This window comes from Candidatus Poriferisodalis sp. (assembly GCF_965203655.1).
In the GTDB taxonomy this organism is placed as follows: domain Bacteria; phylum Actinomycetota; class Acidimicrobiia; order Acidimicrobiales; family Poriferisodalaceae; genus Poriferisodalis.
In genome coordinates this window covers 237,224-252,977 of record NZ_CBDBDD010000002.1, presented here as the reverse complement: position 1 = coordinate 252,977, position 15,754 = coordinate 237,224, and the positions used below count along the sequence as shown (strand labels likewise).

The window sequence follows — 15,754 nt, the reverse complement described above, 5'->3', positions numbered from 1 at the left end:
TGCGATTGTGCTCAATCGACACACCCACTTTCGTGCCTCAAGCAGCAACACCGGAGGCTGGTACCGCACCCCGTGTTTCGGGTCTGAGGAATACAGGCGACTGTACGATGCCTCGGTACGCGCTGGCTCACGGACTCAAGCGATCAAGTGGTACCCCAACTACCCACCCGACCCCATCTGCGTGGACGCCGGTGAAGGCGGTCGCGTTTATCATCCACAGACAGGCAAGCAAGTCTCGCTCTGGCGGTTCTACAACTGCCGTCCCCAATAGAACGCTGACGGCTTCGCCGGGCTGTTCCTCGATCCACGGGGAGCGGCCCGGCGTTGTCGCGTTCGCGCGAGACTCGCGCCATGAGACGGTTGATGCATCTCGCCGTCGCGCGGTGAGGGAATCGATGCAGCTAGGGGCCGAGGGCGGTGACGGGTATGACCGCGACGCCGTCGCGTCGCCGGTAGCCGTTTCCGACCGCGGTGATGACGGCGAGTGCATCCGGTGATCCTGCAGAGGCCGTATCTACCGTGTTACGCAGCTTGAGCAAGGTCCGCGCCGCGTGCGCAATTGCGGACTCTCCTCCCAGCTTGATCTCGATGGCCAGCCACGATCCGTCTCGCCGTTCGACAATTGCGTCCACCTCAAGACCGTTGCTGTCGCGGTAGTGCGCAAGCTGACCACCGAACGCCTGCGCATAGACCCGAAGATCCCGAATCACGAGCGATTCGAACAGCAAACCGAAAGTCTCGAGATCGCCGAGCAGTTGCGCCGGGCCGGCATCGAGGGCCGCTGCGGCAAGCGATGGGTCGGCCAAGTGACGCTTCGGTGTCTGTCGCAGACTTGCCCTTGAGCGCAAGGCTGTGGACCACGCCGGAAGGTCCTCGGTGACATACACGCGAGCGAGCGCGTCGAGGTATGCCGCCACGGTCCGCGGGTCGAGCGGCATCTCGCCGCCGACATCGGTCGCGAGCGTGCGCTGGGAGACCTCACTGGCGGTGTTGCGCGCCAAGGACCGCAGCAGGCGCCTGAGACGGACCGGGCTGCGGGATGCGCCGAGCTGCGGGATGTCGGCACGGCAGACTTCGTCGAGATAGGACGTCGCGTATGCCTGCGCAGCCACGACGTCGAGGCCGATGCTCGCCGGCCATCCTCCCCGGCACGCTGTCTCCACCAAATCTGCCAAGTTGACCGGTGATTGCTCGACATACCCGACTGGGCTCTCAAAAAGGCTGTTGAGGCCGACTTCTCCAGTCGACAATCCCGTCTCGAACAGCGACATCGGGCGCATGCGAACCCGCTTGATGCGACCGGCCCCAGTGTGGCGGGTGACGTCGTCGGCCGGAACTGCGGAACCGGTCAAGATGAAGCGCCCAGGTCGCCGACCGTCGTCGGCCGCGGCCCGCATCTGATTCCAGATCTCGGGTGCGAGCTGCCACTCGTCGAGCAGACGTGGCTCTGGGCCGGTGAGCAGCCCCACCGGATCCACGTCGGCCGCAATTCGAGCCCCCGCATTCCCAGCGAAGAGGACCTCGCTGCGAGCGTGCTCACGTCCTGTCGAGGTCTTGCCGCATGCGCGAGGGCCGTCAAGTACGACAGCAGGCAGTGCGCGCAGCGCCGACTCGATCTCTGCATCGACGACGCGCCGGACGTATCCCGTCGTCGGAGCATCGAGCCCGGTGTCGGTCACAAGATCGATTGTACTCAACGAAGACAAACTGATACATCATTTATGGCCAGCACAATGCATCAAAAAGGGAGTGTCGGATACACTGTTTGGGGACCAGGCATCCGAGCCGGCAAGGGCGAGCGGGCTTCGATGCAGACATTCAGCTGCTTGCATTGCGAGGGCCGGCTCGCCCTGCTGGCCGTCGAAGGAATAGCTGCGTTTGGGATGTGCCGCGCGGCCGTGTGCGTCTTGTAGCTTGTGGCGACCGGTGGGCCGGCTGCGTGCGTTAGCGGGCGGCCCACGAGAGTTCACGAACAAATCGGAGATCGTAATGAAGCTTCTGGGAAGGCCTATTGCCGGGGGGGGGGGGGCAGGCTAGCCCTTCCCGTTGTGTCGGCGTGATTCGCCGACGCATAGCCGCAGTGGCTGCGGTGGCGGCGCTGTTGCTGTTGCTGGCGCCTGCGTCAGTCGGTGCTCAGCAACCGGTTGAGCTGCCGCCCGCGCCGCCTACCGGGCTGCAGGTGGACGCGGCCGGGGACAGCCTCACCGTGAGTTGGCAGACAGCCGCGACCGGCAGCACCCCGACTCGCTACAACGTCAAGGTGAAGCCCGACTGCGGCCAGCCCATGCGCGAGACCGTCCCCGCAGACACGCTGACGGCGACGTTCCGCGAGGTCAAGCACTGCGACACCTACACGGTGTGGGTCCGCGCCCGCAACAGCGCAGGCACGAGCGGCAAGCTGACGACGACATGGCAGCGGCCCCAGCCGCAAGCACAGCCCCACCAGCCGCAGCCGCCGCAGCCGCAGCCGCAGCCGCAGCCGCAGTTTGAGGTCGAGGAAGTCCGAGAGCCGCAGCCAGCACAGCAGCAGTTCGAGGTCGAGGCGTACGAGGAGCCAGAAGCGCAGCCGCAGCAGCCGCAGCAGATCGAGGAAGTCGAGCAGCCGCGGCCGCAGCAGTTGGAGGTCGAGGAAGTCGAGGAGCCGGAGGCCCAGCCGCAGCAGTTGGAGGTCGAGGAGATCGAGGAACCCGCGAAACCTGCGATCCCGGAAGTCGAACCCGATCAGCCTGAGGCCCAGCCCCAGCAAGACAACACCCAGCGCAGCGGCCAACCCTGCCAAGACGAACAGTTTGCGGGGACCTACACAATCGTCGTCCCCGCGCACTTGGTCCCCAAAACCCCCGAGAACCCGAATCCCGTCGGCCACTGCATCGTCTCGGGCAACGGCGACGGTACCCACGACGTCTACTGCTTCTAGAACGCTGACGGCTTCGCCGGGCTGTTCGGCGATCCACGGGGAGCGGCCCGGCGTTGCTGTCGGGCGGCGTTGCAGCGAGCTGTTCGCCAGGGTGGGTGAGCGCAGGCGCTAGAGCATCACGCCGAACAGCAGCGCGGCTAGGCCGCACAGCAGCGACATACCCGCCCCGGCACCCCGCTTGGCCACGTTGTCGCCGGCATTCTGACGCACCAGCGCAACGAGCAAATTGTCAACGAGAAGCGTAAATTTGTTATACTATTTTGTATGACATACGAGGTTGTCGTTCTCTCTACGCCCGGGAGCGTTCGCCGTTGCGTGCGCTATCTGCGCCGGCACCGTGGCTGGAACCAGGCCCAGTTGGCAGAGGCCGTGGGACGATCCCAGCAGTGGGTCTCCAAGTTCGAAAGCGGGCGCTGCGAAGCGTCTCTGGGCGATGTGATGGCCGCCTTGTCCGCACTCGGCGCCGGCATCGCTGTGCGACCAGCCGAAGCCCATCGAGGAACGGTTGAGCATGGCTAGAGCGACACGAGATCTCTATGTGTTCTTGTACGGCGAGGCAGTCGGAAGCCTCGTGCAATTGCGGCGCGGGGCCGTGCATCTCCATTACGAAGCCCACCTCAGCCCGGCTGCTACGCCGCTGTCGCTGTCGCTGCCGATTGACCCGCGAGAGAGGTACGACGTCTCCGACTGGATAGACGGACTGCTGCCGGAGAATCCGCGAACGCGAACGCGGTGGGCGCGGGAGCTGGGTGCAGCGTCGACAGCACCGTTTGACCTGCTGTGCACCCAAGCGGGACTCGAGTGCGCCGGGGCGGTGCAGTTCTATCCGCAACCGGACCTGCCTGACCCGCAGATGGAAACCTTGGCACAGCTCACCGACGCCGATCTGGCGTCGCTCTTGCGTCTCATTTCGCGAGACGCCGAAGGCGACCCGGCAGCAGGGATGGGCGAACTTCGGCTGTCTCTGCCGGGCGCTCAGCCCAAGATGGCGTTGAGGTACAGCGACGACGGGTGGCATCTGCCCACCGGCTCGCTTGCTACCACCCACATTGTGAAGCCGCAGCGCGGGCATCTCAACCCGGCGCTGCGGGACTCGATCGCGGTGAACGAGCATCTGTGCCAGGCAGCGGCTTCGGCGTTGGGACTGGACGCGGCACGCACATCGCTGGAAGCGTTCGAAGACGAGATATGCCTGGTAGCGGAGCGCTTTGACCGGGCGGCACACCGAGACGAGGTGCGTCGCTCCCATTTTGAGGATCTGTGTCAGGCGCTGGGGATCGCTTCAGATCTGAAGTACCAAGAAGATGGCGGTCCCACCCCCGAGGCCATTATTGACATGCTGGAGCACGAGACAAGCCGCGACGGGGCGCGCCAGTTCTTTCTGTCGGTGTTCTACAACTGGCTGATCGGCAACACCGACGGCCACTCCAAGAACTACGGCCTGCTGTTCGACGGGCCACGCCCTCGGCTGGCCCCCCTCTACGACTTGAACTCGCTGACCCCGTACGTGGGCGCCGACGGCGAGCCGAGGCCCCCAGCAATGCGCTTCGACGGGCCGACTCCCACCACATCGCAGGAGTGGGAGCGAACTGCCGCACGGCTCGGGATAGACATCACCGCCGACGCGCTCTGGGGCATGGCCGAAGCGCTGCCCGATGCATTCACAGACGCAGCGGCGCAGTGTCCCGAATGGGCATCTGAGACCGCTCACCGCCTCTGTGAGAGCGTCGTGCGGGGCGATCGGAGGTCGGTGCTGTGAACAGCAGCCACCAGGTGGCATCGGCCGCGGGCGTCGGTGCGCTGGTACGCCGACAACGGCGTGCGGCGGCGATGACCCAACAGCAGCTCGCCGACCGGATCGGCGCCACACGGCAGTGGGTGATCCGGCTTGAGCAGGGCCGCCATGGCACAGCGATGAACACCGCGCTGATCGCATTGGAGGAGCTGGGGCTGGAAATGGTCGCACAGCTCGACCTCCGTTCCCCGCAGTAGGCGGGTGCCTTTGATCATGTACTCGTGATTGCCGCCCGGCCGCGGCCCGACCGTGCCGAGGTGAACCTGTCGAAGTTTGCCGCGAGCTTCGTCAGATGTGGCACCGAAGGCCGATGCATCCTTGAACTGTGGGTTGAGATTCCCGCAATCTGCGGCCCAATTGATTGGCAAAGTGCGGGTTGAGATTCTGATAATCTGCGGTGTCCTGTCAATTTCAAGGCATTGAAATATGCTTCCTTGCAAAATGGACGGCACACTCACACCAGTCGGCTACCGAACGCGTATCGCTGAGCGCGCGGTCGGCGAAGCACTGTCGTACATGCCGACGGTCGTGATCGAAGGACCCAGAGGCTGCGGCAAGACGTGGCTTGCCCGCCACTTCGCCCGCAGCGAAGTGCTGTTCGACCAGGACATCGATGCCCGCACCTCGGTATCGGTCGCACCGGGACGAATCCTTCGAGGCGAAGAGCCTCGCCTGCTCGACGAATGGCAACTCGCCCCCGAGGTCTGGAACCAGGTGCGCCACGCCAGCGACGAAGGGCGCGGCAACGGAAGGTTCATTCTGACCGGGTCCGCGAGCCCCCCCGATGATGCGACCAGGCACTCTGGCGCGGGCCGCATCTCGCGAGTGCGGCTGCGCCCCATGTCGCTGCTGGAGACGGGCGAGTCCACCGGCGAGGTGTCGCTCCGAAGCCTGTTTGCCGGCGAATCGGTTGCAGTAGCTCGGCCGGATGCGTCTTTGGAGGACATCGTCGATGCCGTCTGCCGCGGCGGATGGCCTCGGCTGCGGGGCGAATCCGTGCGAACCAGCCAGATGTTCCTGAATGATTACCTCGACGAGATCTGCCGGACCGACATCGCCGCAGTCGACGGAGTGGCCCGCGACCCCATCAGAGTGCGACGGCTGCTGGAGTCCTTGGGGCGCAATGTGGCCACGACCGCAGCATTCGCGACCTTGGCAAGAGACATCGATGGCGAGACGGGCGTAGACCGAGAAACCGTCTCTGCGTATGTGAGGGCACTGGAGCGACTGTTCGTCGTCGAGGACGTGCGTCACTGGTCCGTTCACCTGCGATCGAAGGCGAGGTTGAGGAAGTCAGCCAAGCGGCACTTCGTCGATCCGTCGCTGGCAGCGGCGGCCGTTGGCGCCACGCCCGACCGGTTGCTCAAGGAGCTGGCGACGCTCGGGTTCCTGTTCGAGTCTTTGGTGGTACGCGATCTGCGCATCTACGGCCAGGGCAGCGATGCCGCCGTGTACCACTACCGCGACAGCCACGATCTGGAGGCTGACGCCATCATCGAGACCCGGGACCGGCGATGGATTGCCGTCGAAGTCAAGCTCGGCGGCCAAGAGTGGATCGAAGAGGCCGCCGGGTCCCTGCTGCGGCTCAAGAACAAGGTCGACACCGAACGTGTCGGGGAGCCGTCCAAGCTGCTCATCATCACCGCCGCCGGCTACGGCTACGACCGCCCCGACGGCACCACCGTGGTCCCGATAACCGCGCTCGCCCCATGACCGCCGGCGAAGCCTGAGCCGAAGGAACCCTCGGAGACCCTCTGCACTGTCGCTGAACACCCCGACGGTCCGATGCCGAGGCGCACTGGGGTCTTGCCGGCTTGAATCACGCCGGGTTTGGTAGAGACTTTTTTGTTGAGTCGCAGCCGTCTTGGCTGTGACGTGTTGACGGTAGCAGCCGGTTTCGTGGTCTGCGGGGGTGGTGTAGGCGTAGCGGCCTTTGAGCAGCTGGCTGTGGCTGCGCCGGGCTGTTCCTCGACCCACGGGGAGCGGCCCGCCGATGCTGCATGGCGGTGTTGCAGCGAGCGGTTCGCCAGGGCGGGTGAGCGCTGGCTTGTGGCAGGAGTCGGTTGGTGCATCTCCCCGTCGGGCGGTGAGGGAATCGATGCAGCTAGCAGCCCGAAAGTAATGCACTGTGTAATGCGATTCGTTAGACTCAATATATGACGCAATTGGTAGCACGGATCGACGACAGCCTGCTCGCTCAGCTTGACGAGCTCGTAGCGAGCGGCGACGCACGGTCTCGTTCCGATGCGGTGCGGCGAGCGCTCGAGGAGATGCTCGATCGGCGGCGGCGGCGCCAAATCGGCGAGGCCATCGTCGACGCGTACCGCCGAATACCCGAGACCGACGACGAACTGGAATGGGCGGCGCGCAGCACCCGGACGATGATCGCCGAGGAACCCTGGTGACGCCTGCTCAGTGCGACGTCTGGTGGGCGGAGAGCGAGAACGAGGTTCGGCCGGTGCTCATCGTCACCCGCAACGAGGCGATCGGAGTGCTCAACAAGCTGGTCGTCGCCCCGATCACGCGCACCGTCCGGGGCATCCCGACCGAGGTAGCGCTCGACGCAGATGACGGTCTCCCCCAACCCAGCGCAGCCTCGTTCGACAATCTTCGAGTGGTGCTCAAGTCACACTTGACGGAGCGCATCAGCGCTTTGCCCCACCGCCGCCCAGAAGTCTGCGCCGCGCTCGGCGCCATGGCGGACTGCTGACCCGCAAGGGCTAGCTGCGCCTGCTGTGTCGGGCATGTGCCGTGCGGCGGCGGGTGTCCGGTAGCTTGTGGCGACCGGTGGGCTGGCTGCAAGTGTTCGCGGTCGGCTCACGAGAGTTCTCGAAGAAATCGGAGATTGCAATGAAGCTTCTGGGAAGGCCTATTGCCGGGGGGGGGGGGGGCTAGCCCTTCCCGGAGTGTCGGCGTGATCCGCCGGCGCATAGCCGCGGTGGCTGCGTTCGGGGTCTTGGCTATTGTCGGCGTGCTGTTGGTCCACGACGCCCGGCCCGCCGAGGCGGCGTTGGAGTCGCCCCTCTGGCAGGCGACGATGACACCGAACGAGTGGCGCGGCACCAGCTTGGCCGTGGTCGGTTGCTCGAACGCAGCCGGCAATGAAGATTGCTCCACGACGGCAAGCACGACGAACAGGCTGAGCGACGACGACTTCGTGATCGACGGCACCACCTACACCATCACGAAACTGATGTATATCGTCTACGACGGCGGTAGCCCCACCCCCGACGTGCGACTCGATATTGACCCGGTCGCCCCGGTGACGCAGCTACAGAATTACGTGTTGACCGATGGCAGTCAAACCCTGCCGCTGGGTTCCTGTCAACGCCACTCCACCAAACACGAGCGATTCGTGTGCGCCAGCGTCGGTTCGTTTTCGCTGACCGCCGGCTCGGCGGTCACATTGCGCCTGATACCCAAGCCGCCCGCAGCGCCGACGGGGCTGAGCCTGGCTCCCGGCCCCCGGGCTGACACGATCGCTGCGGCGTGGACGGCGCCCGACACCATGTCGACGGCGCGGGTGACGGGCTATGAGGTGCGCTACAAGGAGGTGCATGCCCCCAACGCCGCGGCTGCCGTGGCGGGTGATCCGCTCACGGGCTGGGTGACCGTGCGGGTGGGGACGACCCCGCGCGCGATCCTCGACGCGGAGTATGCCCTTCGCCGTGAGTACTACGGGCAGGTGCGGGCGTTGAGCGCGTCGGGCGCAAGCCCGTGGTCGGCGCAGGCGCAGGGCGCGCCGAAGGATCCCCCCGGCGGGCCCGCGGCGACGCCGCTGCGGCTGTTGAGCGCGAGCCGCACGTCGGTGACAGAAGGGGCCACGGTGACGGTCACCGCCCGCCTGCGCGTCGCCGTGGAGTCCGCGGTGAGCATTCCTTTGGTCGTGGAGGGCACGGCCGGCGCCGGCGACTACACGCTGTCGTCGCCTGCGGTCGCGATTGCGGCGGGGCAGCGCTCGGGCAGCGTGACGCTCACCGTCGTCGACGACAGCGACGCGGAGGGCGCGGAGATCATCTACATCACGCCCGACATCGGTGCGGTCCGCAACGAGGCCGTGCCCGACTCCGGCGCCGTCGCGTATCAGGTCGCGGCGCTGCGGATCGACATCGCCGCGAGCGACCAGCCCGCGCCCGCCGCGCCCGCCGGGGTTCCTCCGGCGGTGGGCGCCACGGTGGGCGGGGCCGACCCGGGGATCCCCTCGGGCACCCGCTCGACCTACGACGCCGACAACAGCGGGGTCATCGACCGCAGCGAGCTCGTCAAGGCCGCCCGCAAACTGGCCGAAGGCGAGATCGACATCGAGGAATACCAGCACGTGGCCATCTGCGTCCTGCGCCCCGCCGACTGCAACTGACATCGCCGGCCATCGCAGCGGGCTGCCGAGCATGAGCTGAGCGGTCTCGGGGCCGCACGAGGCGCCTCACCAGCCTGCGCCTCTGGCCTACGCGCGCAACCGGACCTGTCTCGATGCCGACAGCCGCCTCATGGAGCTGCCGGATTTCCTGCGGGCGCATGTCGAACCCGAGCACGATTCATCGGGAGAACTTGCGTCTTTTTTCGCATAAATGAAGGAAAAACCAATGAATTCTGAATATTTGGCCTGAACACGCATGGTTACCGTCTCAGCGACAACCCCCTACCACCAGATCGGCGGTACCCATGCTTTCAACACAGTTCGTTTCGGTGCGAGCACGAGCGCAGTCTGCGCTGGTCGCTCTCGTGGTCGCCATGGCCGCGGTGTTCGTGCCGTTGGCCTCGCCTGCTGCGGCACAGGCTGCCGTGCCCGACCCGCCCGGGGCGTCCAAGCTGGCGCTGCCTGGGTCTGCTGGCGCTCAGGAGCCGGCGGAGCTCCCGCCGGGCGCGCCGACCGGTCTGAGCGCGCAAGAGGCGGCCGGGACGCGGTCGCTGTCAGCTGGCAAGCCCTCGCGTCGGGCAGCGCGCCCGCCGGTTACATCGTGACGGCCGATCCCGACTGCGGCGGCAAGAAGCGCACCAAGAGGGTCAGCGCCGACACGACATCGGTGACGTTCAACAAGCTGCGCCGCTGCGACATCTACCGTCTGTCGGTACGCGCCAAGAACGCCGCAGGCAAAGGCGACAAGGCCGAGCTCATCTGGCAACGCCCCCAGCCCCAGAACAATGAGCTGGCATACCAAGGCGGCGCTTCAACTGTCGAGGTTGTCGACGCGTCCGTGACCTGGTCCGATCTCGGCTATGCGCGTGGTTGCTCAGGAGCGACGCAGTGCTCTACTGCGGTCGGGGGCGATCCGGTGTTGAGCGGACACAGCCCGCTCAAGATCACTGGGATATATGCCGTGACGGCCGACCACCTGCCGTCGGGTGCTCTCACCCAACCCGTTCTGTTCACGATTGTGCTGAGCGGCGACTGGCCCGATACCACGGACTGGACGGCGAGTCTCACCGACTTCCACGACCCGCTGCCGTTCAACGATGCGAACGTTCACGGGCGCTATGCCGTGTGGACGAGCCTCTCCGCCAACTCAGCATTCCAATTCCTTAGCACTCTCGAGATACATAAGCCTGCCTAGTCTGCGAAGGGCTGGCGCTAGAGCATCACGCCGAACAGCAGCGCGGTCAGGCCGCACAGCAGCGACACGCCGGCTGCTGCGCCCCGTTTGGCCACGTTGTCGCCGGCATTCTGATGCACCAGCGCGCCGATGCCGGAGATGAGCACGAGCAGCATCTTGATGCCGAGCAACATCGACCAGCCCGTGCTCGTCTCTTCGCTGGGAATGGCCAGCATGCCCCACAGGCCGGTAACGACCGCAATGCCGAATGCGGGCCACGCCACCCGTGAGAAGGCCTTCGCCGCGACCTTGCCGGAGCCCGGGAACGCCCGCCCCACCACGGGCACGACGGCTCCGACCACGATCTGGCCGCCGATCCACACCGTCACCGCCAGCACGTGCAGCACGACACGGACAGTGTCGAGATCGAACATGACAGTGCGAACTTCGCTCATCGGGTGGCCTCGCTGCTCTCGTCTGGGATGCTCAGGATCGTTCGCCGATCAGTTCCGCCATGTTGTCGGCGAAGAACCGGTCGAGCACCCCGCCCTCAAAGCCTTCGAGCGATGCGTTGAAGCGGCCCAGCGGGTTCCGACCTCCCTCGATGTGGGGGTAGTCGCTCGAGAACATGTACAGGTGCTCGTTGGATTCGCGGATCATGGCGCCGACGTCTTCGATGGGGTAGGGCGTAAAGGCCATCTGCCGGGTGATCTGCTCCGACGGCCGTTCGCTGAACGCGGCCAGCTCGGGCTCAGAGCGCTTCCAGGTCTCGACGGTCACGTCCAGCCGGCGCAGCATCTGGGGCACCCAGGCTGCGCCAAGCTCGACGACCCCGCCCCGCAGGTTCGGATGCCGGCTCAGCACGCCGTCGAGCACCATCACGCCCACGAACGTCTCGGCCGCATGGTGGAGCGCCACCATGTCCTTGCCGCGCACGTTCTCGCCGCCGCCCAGCCAGTCGGTCGGTGTCGGTCGGCCGGTGTTCATCCACTCCGGTGCTATCTGGAGCGGGTTGCCGCCGACGTGCAGCAGGAACGGCACGCCGGCTTCGGCCATGCGCGCCCAGACCGGGTCGAGGTCGTTGTGACCCGGCGAGCGGCCCCCCGCAGGCCGGTGCGGCACCCACATGGCGCCGAGCCCCGCTTCGAGCGCGAACGACATCTCGTCGATCGCCATCTGCGGATCGTCGAGCGGCAGCAGTGCCACGCCGATCATGCGATCGTCGTCGGCGCAGAACTCGGCCATGCCACGGTTGTGCGCACGGGCTGCCCCGTAGCGCACATCGAGGTCGAGCTTGGGGTCGAACACCACACCGGCGCTGAAGGTGGCGAACACGAACTGCCGGTCGAAGCCCAGCAGGTCAAGTGCAGTGGTGCGCTCGGCCGCGTTGAACGCTCCCAGCGCCTGGTACCCCTTCGGTCCCCGGATCAGATCGTCGCCGAGGGCCACGAGATCGGCCACGGTCTCGGGCGTATGCGAGCGGCTGCCGCCCGCTGCCTCGAAGTTGTTCACCGATTCGCCTGCGCTGGAGAATTCGATCTGTGGGAGGCGGCTGCGCATGTCCGCCTCAGCATGTGACTGCAGGAAATCCGGCAGCTCCATGAGGTGGCTGTCAGCATCGAGATAAGTGCGGTCGCTCGCGTAGGCCATGGCCGCAGGCTAGTGAGGAAGCCGATGGGAGTCGCTGAATGGAGAGGCTGCTTCGCTCTGTCGCCAGCGTCACGCTCAAATGGCCGTCGGTAGCCTGCCGCGATGGCCACCGATCACGGGGCGCACCGGCATCAGCACCACCAACAGCCTCACGCATCAGAGGCCGATCATCCGCTCGCGGCGAAGGTGCTGACGGTCTCGGATGGTGTCGTGGCGGGCACCCGCGAGGATCGCAGCGGCGAAGCACTTGGTGAAACGCTGGCAGCGGCCGGATACGAGGTCGTCGAACGTCGTGTCGTCGCCGACGGCGTCGACACCGTTGCTGAGGCGCTGACCGAGATGTCGGCCGGATTCGAGGGGCTGATCGTGTCGACCGGCGGCACCGGCTTCACCGAACGAGATCTCACACCCGAGGGCACCCGCGCCGTAATCGAGCGCGAAGCACCCGGCTTGGCCGAGGCCATGCGACTGGTGAATCCATTGGGCAGGCTGTCTCGAGGCGTCGCAGGCATCATCGGCAGCACGATCGTGCTGAACACGCCCGGCTCCACCAAGGGATGCGTGGAGTGCTTCGAAGCCGTGGCCGATGTGCTGCCCCACGCTCTGGCCCTGCTGGCAGGCGAACGGCTGCACTGATGCCCGCCGAGCATCCGGCTCCAACCGGCGCACCGGCGGATTCCACTGCTGACATCGCCCACATGCACCGTGCCACGCAACTGGGGGAGCGCGTGCGGGGCACCACTGCCCCGAATCCTTGGGTGGGCGCGGTGCTGGTCACTGTCGACGACGAGATCTACGAGGGTGCCACCGAACCGCCGCCGGGCCGCCATGCCGAGATCGTGGCGCTCGACGCAGCGCGCAGCGCCGGAGCGGATCCGGCCGGCGCGGCGCTGTACACCACGCTGGAGCCTTGTTCGCACACCGGCCGCACGGCGCCGTGCATCGACGCGATCATCGCCGCGAGCATCAGCCGGGTCGTGGTCGGAGTGACCGACCCCGATCCCCATGTGGCTGGCAGCGGAGTTGACGCGCTTCGGGCCGCGGGCATCGAGGTCGACGTGGGGGTTGCCGTCGAAGCCGTCTTGCTCTCGCTGCGCTCCTACCTGCACCAGCGCCAGACAGGTCGTCCGTGGGTGGTGCTGAAGCTTGCCGCCACCCTCGACGGCCGCACAGCAGCGCCCGACGGCACCTCGCAGTGGATCACCTCGCCTGAAGCGCGTGCCGATGCTCACGCGCTGCGAGCTCGCTGCGACGCCGTGCTGGTGGGAGCAGGCACCGTGCGTGCCGATGACCCGTCGCTCACCGTGCGTGAGCTGCCGCCCACCGATCCTCACCGCCCCCTGCTGGACATGCGCGAGGCACGTGACGAGCCAGCCGATGTGCCGTTCGCACGCACGGCCGCTGATCAGCTCGATCCGCGCCGCTTCGTGCTCGGCATGGCACCGGCGGAAGCCAAGGTGCAGCCGTGCATCGAAGTCAGCGGAGCGCTCCGGTCGGTGGTGCCCAGGCTGGCCGACGACGGCGTCGTGGAGCTGCTGGTGGAAGGCGGCGCCAACGTCGCGGGAGAGCTGCACCGAGGTGGATTGGTCGATGAGTACGTCGTGTATCTGGCACCGGCGCTCGCTGGAGGCGACGACGGGCTGCCGACTCTGGCGGGACCAGGAGCGCCGACGATTGCCGAGTTCTGGCGCGGCGACATCGCCGATGTCCGCACCGTCGGCGGCGACCTGCGCATCACCATGTACCCGGCCGCGCCGAACAACCCCTGACGCGCGGGGTAAATCGAGCGCGATCTCGCCGGCGCTACAGCTTCGCCATTCGGTTCGGCCTGTTGGCCCGGCGAGCGCCGGCGGACGCACCAGCAGGCTTCCCCCGGTACCGTTCGATACCGGCCTGTGACGAACAGACCGGACAATCCGTCTCTCCTGGAAGGAAGGGCGATGTACACAGGTCTCGTCGAAGAACTCGGCAGCTTCGCTGGCCGTAACGGCGAGCGCTACCGGTTCAACGCCGCCTTGGTGCTGTCCGACGCCGCCATCGACGATTCCATTTCAGTGAACGGGTGCTGCCTGACCGTCGTCGAGATGGGGGACGGCTGGTGGGAGGCCGACGTCAGCGCCGAGACCGAGAAGCGAACAGCACTGGGTTTGCTGTCCGAGGGCGACCCCGTGAATCTCGAGCGCTGCATGCGCTACGCCGACCGGCTCGGCGGGCACCTTGTGCAGGGTCACGTCGACGGGGTGGCGACCATCACCCATCCCGCCCCTGACCTGCGCGTCGCCGTTCCGCCCGAGGGCGGCCTGCGCCGCTACCTGGTGGAAAAGGGCTCGGTGACCCTCAACGGCATCAGCCTGACCTGTTTCGACATCACCGACGACGACGAGGGCGGCTGCGAGTTCTCAGTTGCGCTCATCCCGCACACCATGGCCATGACCACCATGGGCACCGCGCGGCCCGGCGACCCCGTCAACTTGGAGGTCGATGTGCTGGCCCGTTACGTCGAGCGTCTGCTGGGGCAGAATGGTGCTGTGACCGACGATGTGCGAGTCCGCCATGACTGACCGTCCCGCGACAGACGACGCGCGGGCTGCCTCGCCGTTCGCAGCGATCCCCGATGCAGTCGACGCCATCGGGCGTGGCGAGATCGTGGTGGTCGTTGATGACGAGGACCGCGAGAACGAGGGCGACCTCATCATGGCGGCCGAGCACGCCACACCTGAGGCGATGGCGTTCTTCGTGCGCTACACGTCGGGTGTCATCTGCGCCCCCCTGATGGGGGAGCGCCTCGACGACCTGGCGCTACCGCTCATGGTGACGGTCAACACCGAGTCCATGCGCACGGCCTACACCGTCACGGTGGATGCCGCCGACGGCACCACGACCGGGATCTCGGCGGCGGACCGCTCACTCACGCTCAACCTGCTTGCCGACCCCAAGTCGAGCGCGAACGACTTCAACCGTCCTGGCCACGTGCTGCCGCTGCGCTACCGGCCCGGCGGTGTGCTCAAGCGCGCAGGCCATACCGAGGCGGCCGTGGATCTGGCCCGGCTGGCCGGCTGCCACCCGGCGGGCGTGCTCTGCGAGGTGGTCAACGACGACGGGACCATGGCCCGCGTGCCCGACCTGATCGAATTCTGCGAGAAGCACGACCTGCTGCTCATCTCGATTGCCGACCTCATCCGTTACCGGCGCGTCAACGAACGCCTGGTCGACCCGATCTCGTCGGCGAGCATCCCCACCATCTACGGCGAGTTCACCGGACACGTCTTCCGCGACTTCGACGACACCGAGCACCTGGCGCTGACGTACGGATCTGTGATGGGCGCAGAGCCTGTGCTGGTGCGCGTGCACAGTGAATGCCTGACCGGCGACATATTGGCGTCGATGCGCTGCGACTGCGGCTCGCAGCTGCACGGTGCCCTAGAGGCCATCGCCGAAGCAGGTGCCGGCGTGCTCGTCTACCTGCGGGGCCACGAGGGCCGCGGCATCGGCATCGGCCACAAGATCGCTGCGTACTCACTGCAGGACCGCGGCCGCGACACGGTCGACGCCAACCTGGAGCTGGGCTTGCCGGTCGACAGCCGGGAATACGGCATCGGGGCGCAGATACTCGCCGAACTCGGCGTGCAGCGGATGCGCCTGATGACCAACAACCCCAACAAGATCGGCGGGCTGTCTGGCTACGGGCTCGAAGTGGTCGAGCGAGTGCCGACGTCGTCGAATGCGAATCCCTTCAACCGGGCCTACCTGCGCACCAAGAAGATGCGCCTCGGCCACCTCATGGAAGACGAGGTCGAAGGCGCGGCCGAAGCCGACACCGATCTCGAAGAGGCGCCCCCGCTCGCCGACTGATGCCCAACC

General features: G+C 66.6%; 16 protein-coding genes. 13 read left to right on the top strand and 3 right to left on the bottom strand.

What is annotated here, in order from left to right:
- Nucleotides 1-401: 401 nt before the first annotated feature.
- Entirely contained in the window at nt 402-1,679 is a 1,278-nt protein-coding gene (locus ACOGW9_RS01525; RefSeq protein WP_419853897.1) for an ATP-binding protein, read from the bottom strand.
- A 377-nt stretch (nt 1,680-2,056) separates the two neighbouring features.
- On the opposite strand from ACOGW9_RS01525, the gene ACOGW9_RS01520 reads away from it, so the two are divergent.
- The 9 genes from ACOGW9_RS01520 (at nt 2,057) to ACOGW9_RS01480 (ending at nt 10,264) form a co-directional block, all read left to right on the top strand.
- Nucleotides 2,057-2,917: a fibronectin type III domain-containing protein gene (locus tag ACOGW9_RS01520; RefSeq protein ID WP_419853896.1), complete on the top strand. Its 861-nt coding sequence runs from the start codon at nt 2,057-2,059 to the stop codon at nt 2,915-2,917.
- A 264-nt stretch (nt 2,918-3,181) separates the two neighbouring features.
- The gene (locus ACOGW9_RS01515; protein WP_419853895.1) at nt 3,182-3,436 is read left to right on the top strand and encodes a helix-turn-helix domain-containing protein; all 255 of its coding nucleotides are present in this window, start codon (nt 3,182-3,184) and stop codon (nt 3,434-3,436) included.
- Nucleotides 3,429-4,676: a HipA domain-containing protein gene (locus ACOGW9_RS01510; RefSeq protein ID WP_419853894.1), complete on the top strand. Its 1,248-nt coding sequence runs from the start codon at nt 3,429-3,431 to the stop codon at nt 4,674-4,676. The genes ACOGW9_RS01515 and ACOGW9_RS01510 overlap by 8 nt, the downstream gene beginning before the upstream one ends.
- A 14-nt stretch (nt 4,677-4,690) precedes the next feature.
- Nucleotides 4,691-4,909: a helix-turn-helix transcriptional regulator gene (locus tag ACOGW9_RS01505; protein WP_419853893.1), complete on the top strand. Its 219-nt coding sequence runs from the start codon at nt 4,691-4,693 to the stop codon at nt 4,907-4,909.
- 244 nt (nt 4,910-5,153) lie between these two features.
- Nucleotides 5,154-6,425: an ATP-binding protein gene (locus ACOGW9_RS01500; protein WP_419853892.1), complete on the top strand. Its 1,272-nt coding sequence runs from the start codon at nt 5,154-5,156 to the stop codon at nt 6,423-6,425.
- 443 nt (nt 6,426-6,868) lie between these two features.
- Complete coding sequence (locus tag ACOGW9_RS01495) at nt 6,869-7,117, top strand: ribbon-helix-helix domain-containing protein (protein ID WP_419853891.1); 249 nt, start codon at nt 6,869-6,871, stop codon at nt 7,115-7,117.
- Nucleotides 7,114-7,422, top strand: coding sequence for a type II toxin-antitoxin system PemK/MazF family toxin (locus tag ACOGW9_RS01490; RefSeq protein ID WP_419853890.1), 309 nt, complete (start codon nt 7,114-7,116; stop codon nt 7,420-7,422). The genes ACOGW9_RS01495 and ACOGW9_RS01490 overlap by 4 nt, the downstream gene beginning before the upstream one ends.
- A gap of 228 nt (nt 7,423-7,650) precedes the next feature.
- Nucleotides 7,651-9,069, top strand: a complete 1,419-nt coding sequence (locus ACOGW9_RS01485) for a hypothetical protein (RefSeq protein ID WP_419907703.1) — start codon at nt 7,651-7,653, stop codon at nt 9,067-9,069.
- Nucleotides 9,070-9,325: 256 nt separating this feature from the next.
- Nucleotides 9,326-10,264 carry a fibronectin type III domain-containing protein gene (locus ACOGW9_RS01480; protein ID WP_419907701.1) on the top strand — a complete coding sequence of 313 codons (939 nt, stop codon included), beginning with the start codon at nt 9,326-9,328 and terminating at the stop codon, nt 10,262-10,264.
- Nucleotides 10,265-10,281: 17 nt separating this feature from the next.
- Here the strand turns inward: ACOGW9_RS01480 and ACOGW9_RS01475 are convergent, their stop codons facing one another.
- Together ACOGW9_RS01475 and ACOGW9_RS01470 are read right to left on the bottom strand one after the other, a co-directional pair.
- Nucleotides 10,282-10,698: a hypothetical protein gene (locus ACOGW9_RS01475; protein WP_419907699.1), complete on the bottom strand. Its 417-nt coding sequence runs from the start codon at nt 10,696-10,698 to the stop codon at nt 10,282-10,284.
- A 31-nt stretch (nt 10,699-10,729) separates the two neighbouring features.
- Entirely contained in the window at nt 10,730-11,893 is a 1,164-nt protein-coding gene (locus tag ACOGW9_RS01470) for an amidohydrolase family protein (protein ID WP_419907697.1), read from the bottom strand.
- Nucleotides 11,894-11,995: 102 nt separating this feature from the next.
- On the opposite strand from ACOGW9_RS01470, the gene ACOGW9_RS01465 reads away from it, so the two are divergent.
- The 4 genes from ACOGW9_RS01465 (at nt 11,996) to ACOGW9_RS01450 (ending at nt 15,745) form a co-directional block, all read left to right on the top strand.
- The gene (locus tag ACOGW9_RS01465) at nt 11,996-12,529 is read left to right on the top strand and encodes a MogA/MoaB family molybdenum cofactor biosynthesis protein (RefSeq protein ID WP_419853885.1); all 534 of its coding nucleotides are present in this window, start codon (nt 11,996-11,998) and stop codon (nt 12,527-12,529) included.
- Entirely contained in the window at nt 12,529-13,662 is a 1,134-nt protein-coding gene (gene ribD, locus ACOGW9_RS01460) for a bifunctional diaminohydroxyphosphoribosylaminopyrimidine deaminase/5-amino-6-(5-phosphoribosylamino)uracil reductase RibD (RefSeq protein WP_419907694.1), read from the top strand. The genes ACOGW9_RS01465 and ribD overlap by 1 nt, the downstream gene beginning before the upstream one ends.
- A 171-nt stretch (nt 13,663-13,833) precedes the next feature.
- Nucleotides 13,834-14,454 carry a riboflavin synthase gene (locus ACOGW9_RS01455; protein WP_419907692.1) on the top strand — a complete coding sequence of 207 codons (621 nt, stop codon included), beginning with the start codon at nt 13,834-13,836 and terminating at the stop codon, nt 14,452-14,454.
- Nucleotides 14,447-15,745: a bifunctional 3,4-dihydroxy-2-butanone-4-phosphate synthase/GTP cyclohydrolase II gene (locus ACOGW9_RS01450; protein WP_419907690.1), complete on the top strand. Its 1,299-nt coding sequence runs from the start codon at nt 14,447-14,449 to the stop codon at nt 15,743-15,745. The genes ACOGW9_RS01455 and ACOGW9_RS01450 overlap by 8 nt, the downstream gene beginning before the upstream one ends.
- Nucleotides 15,746-15,754 lie beyond the last annotated feature (9 nt).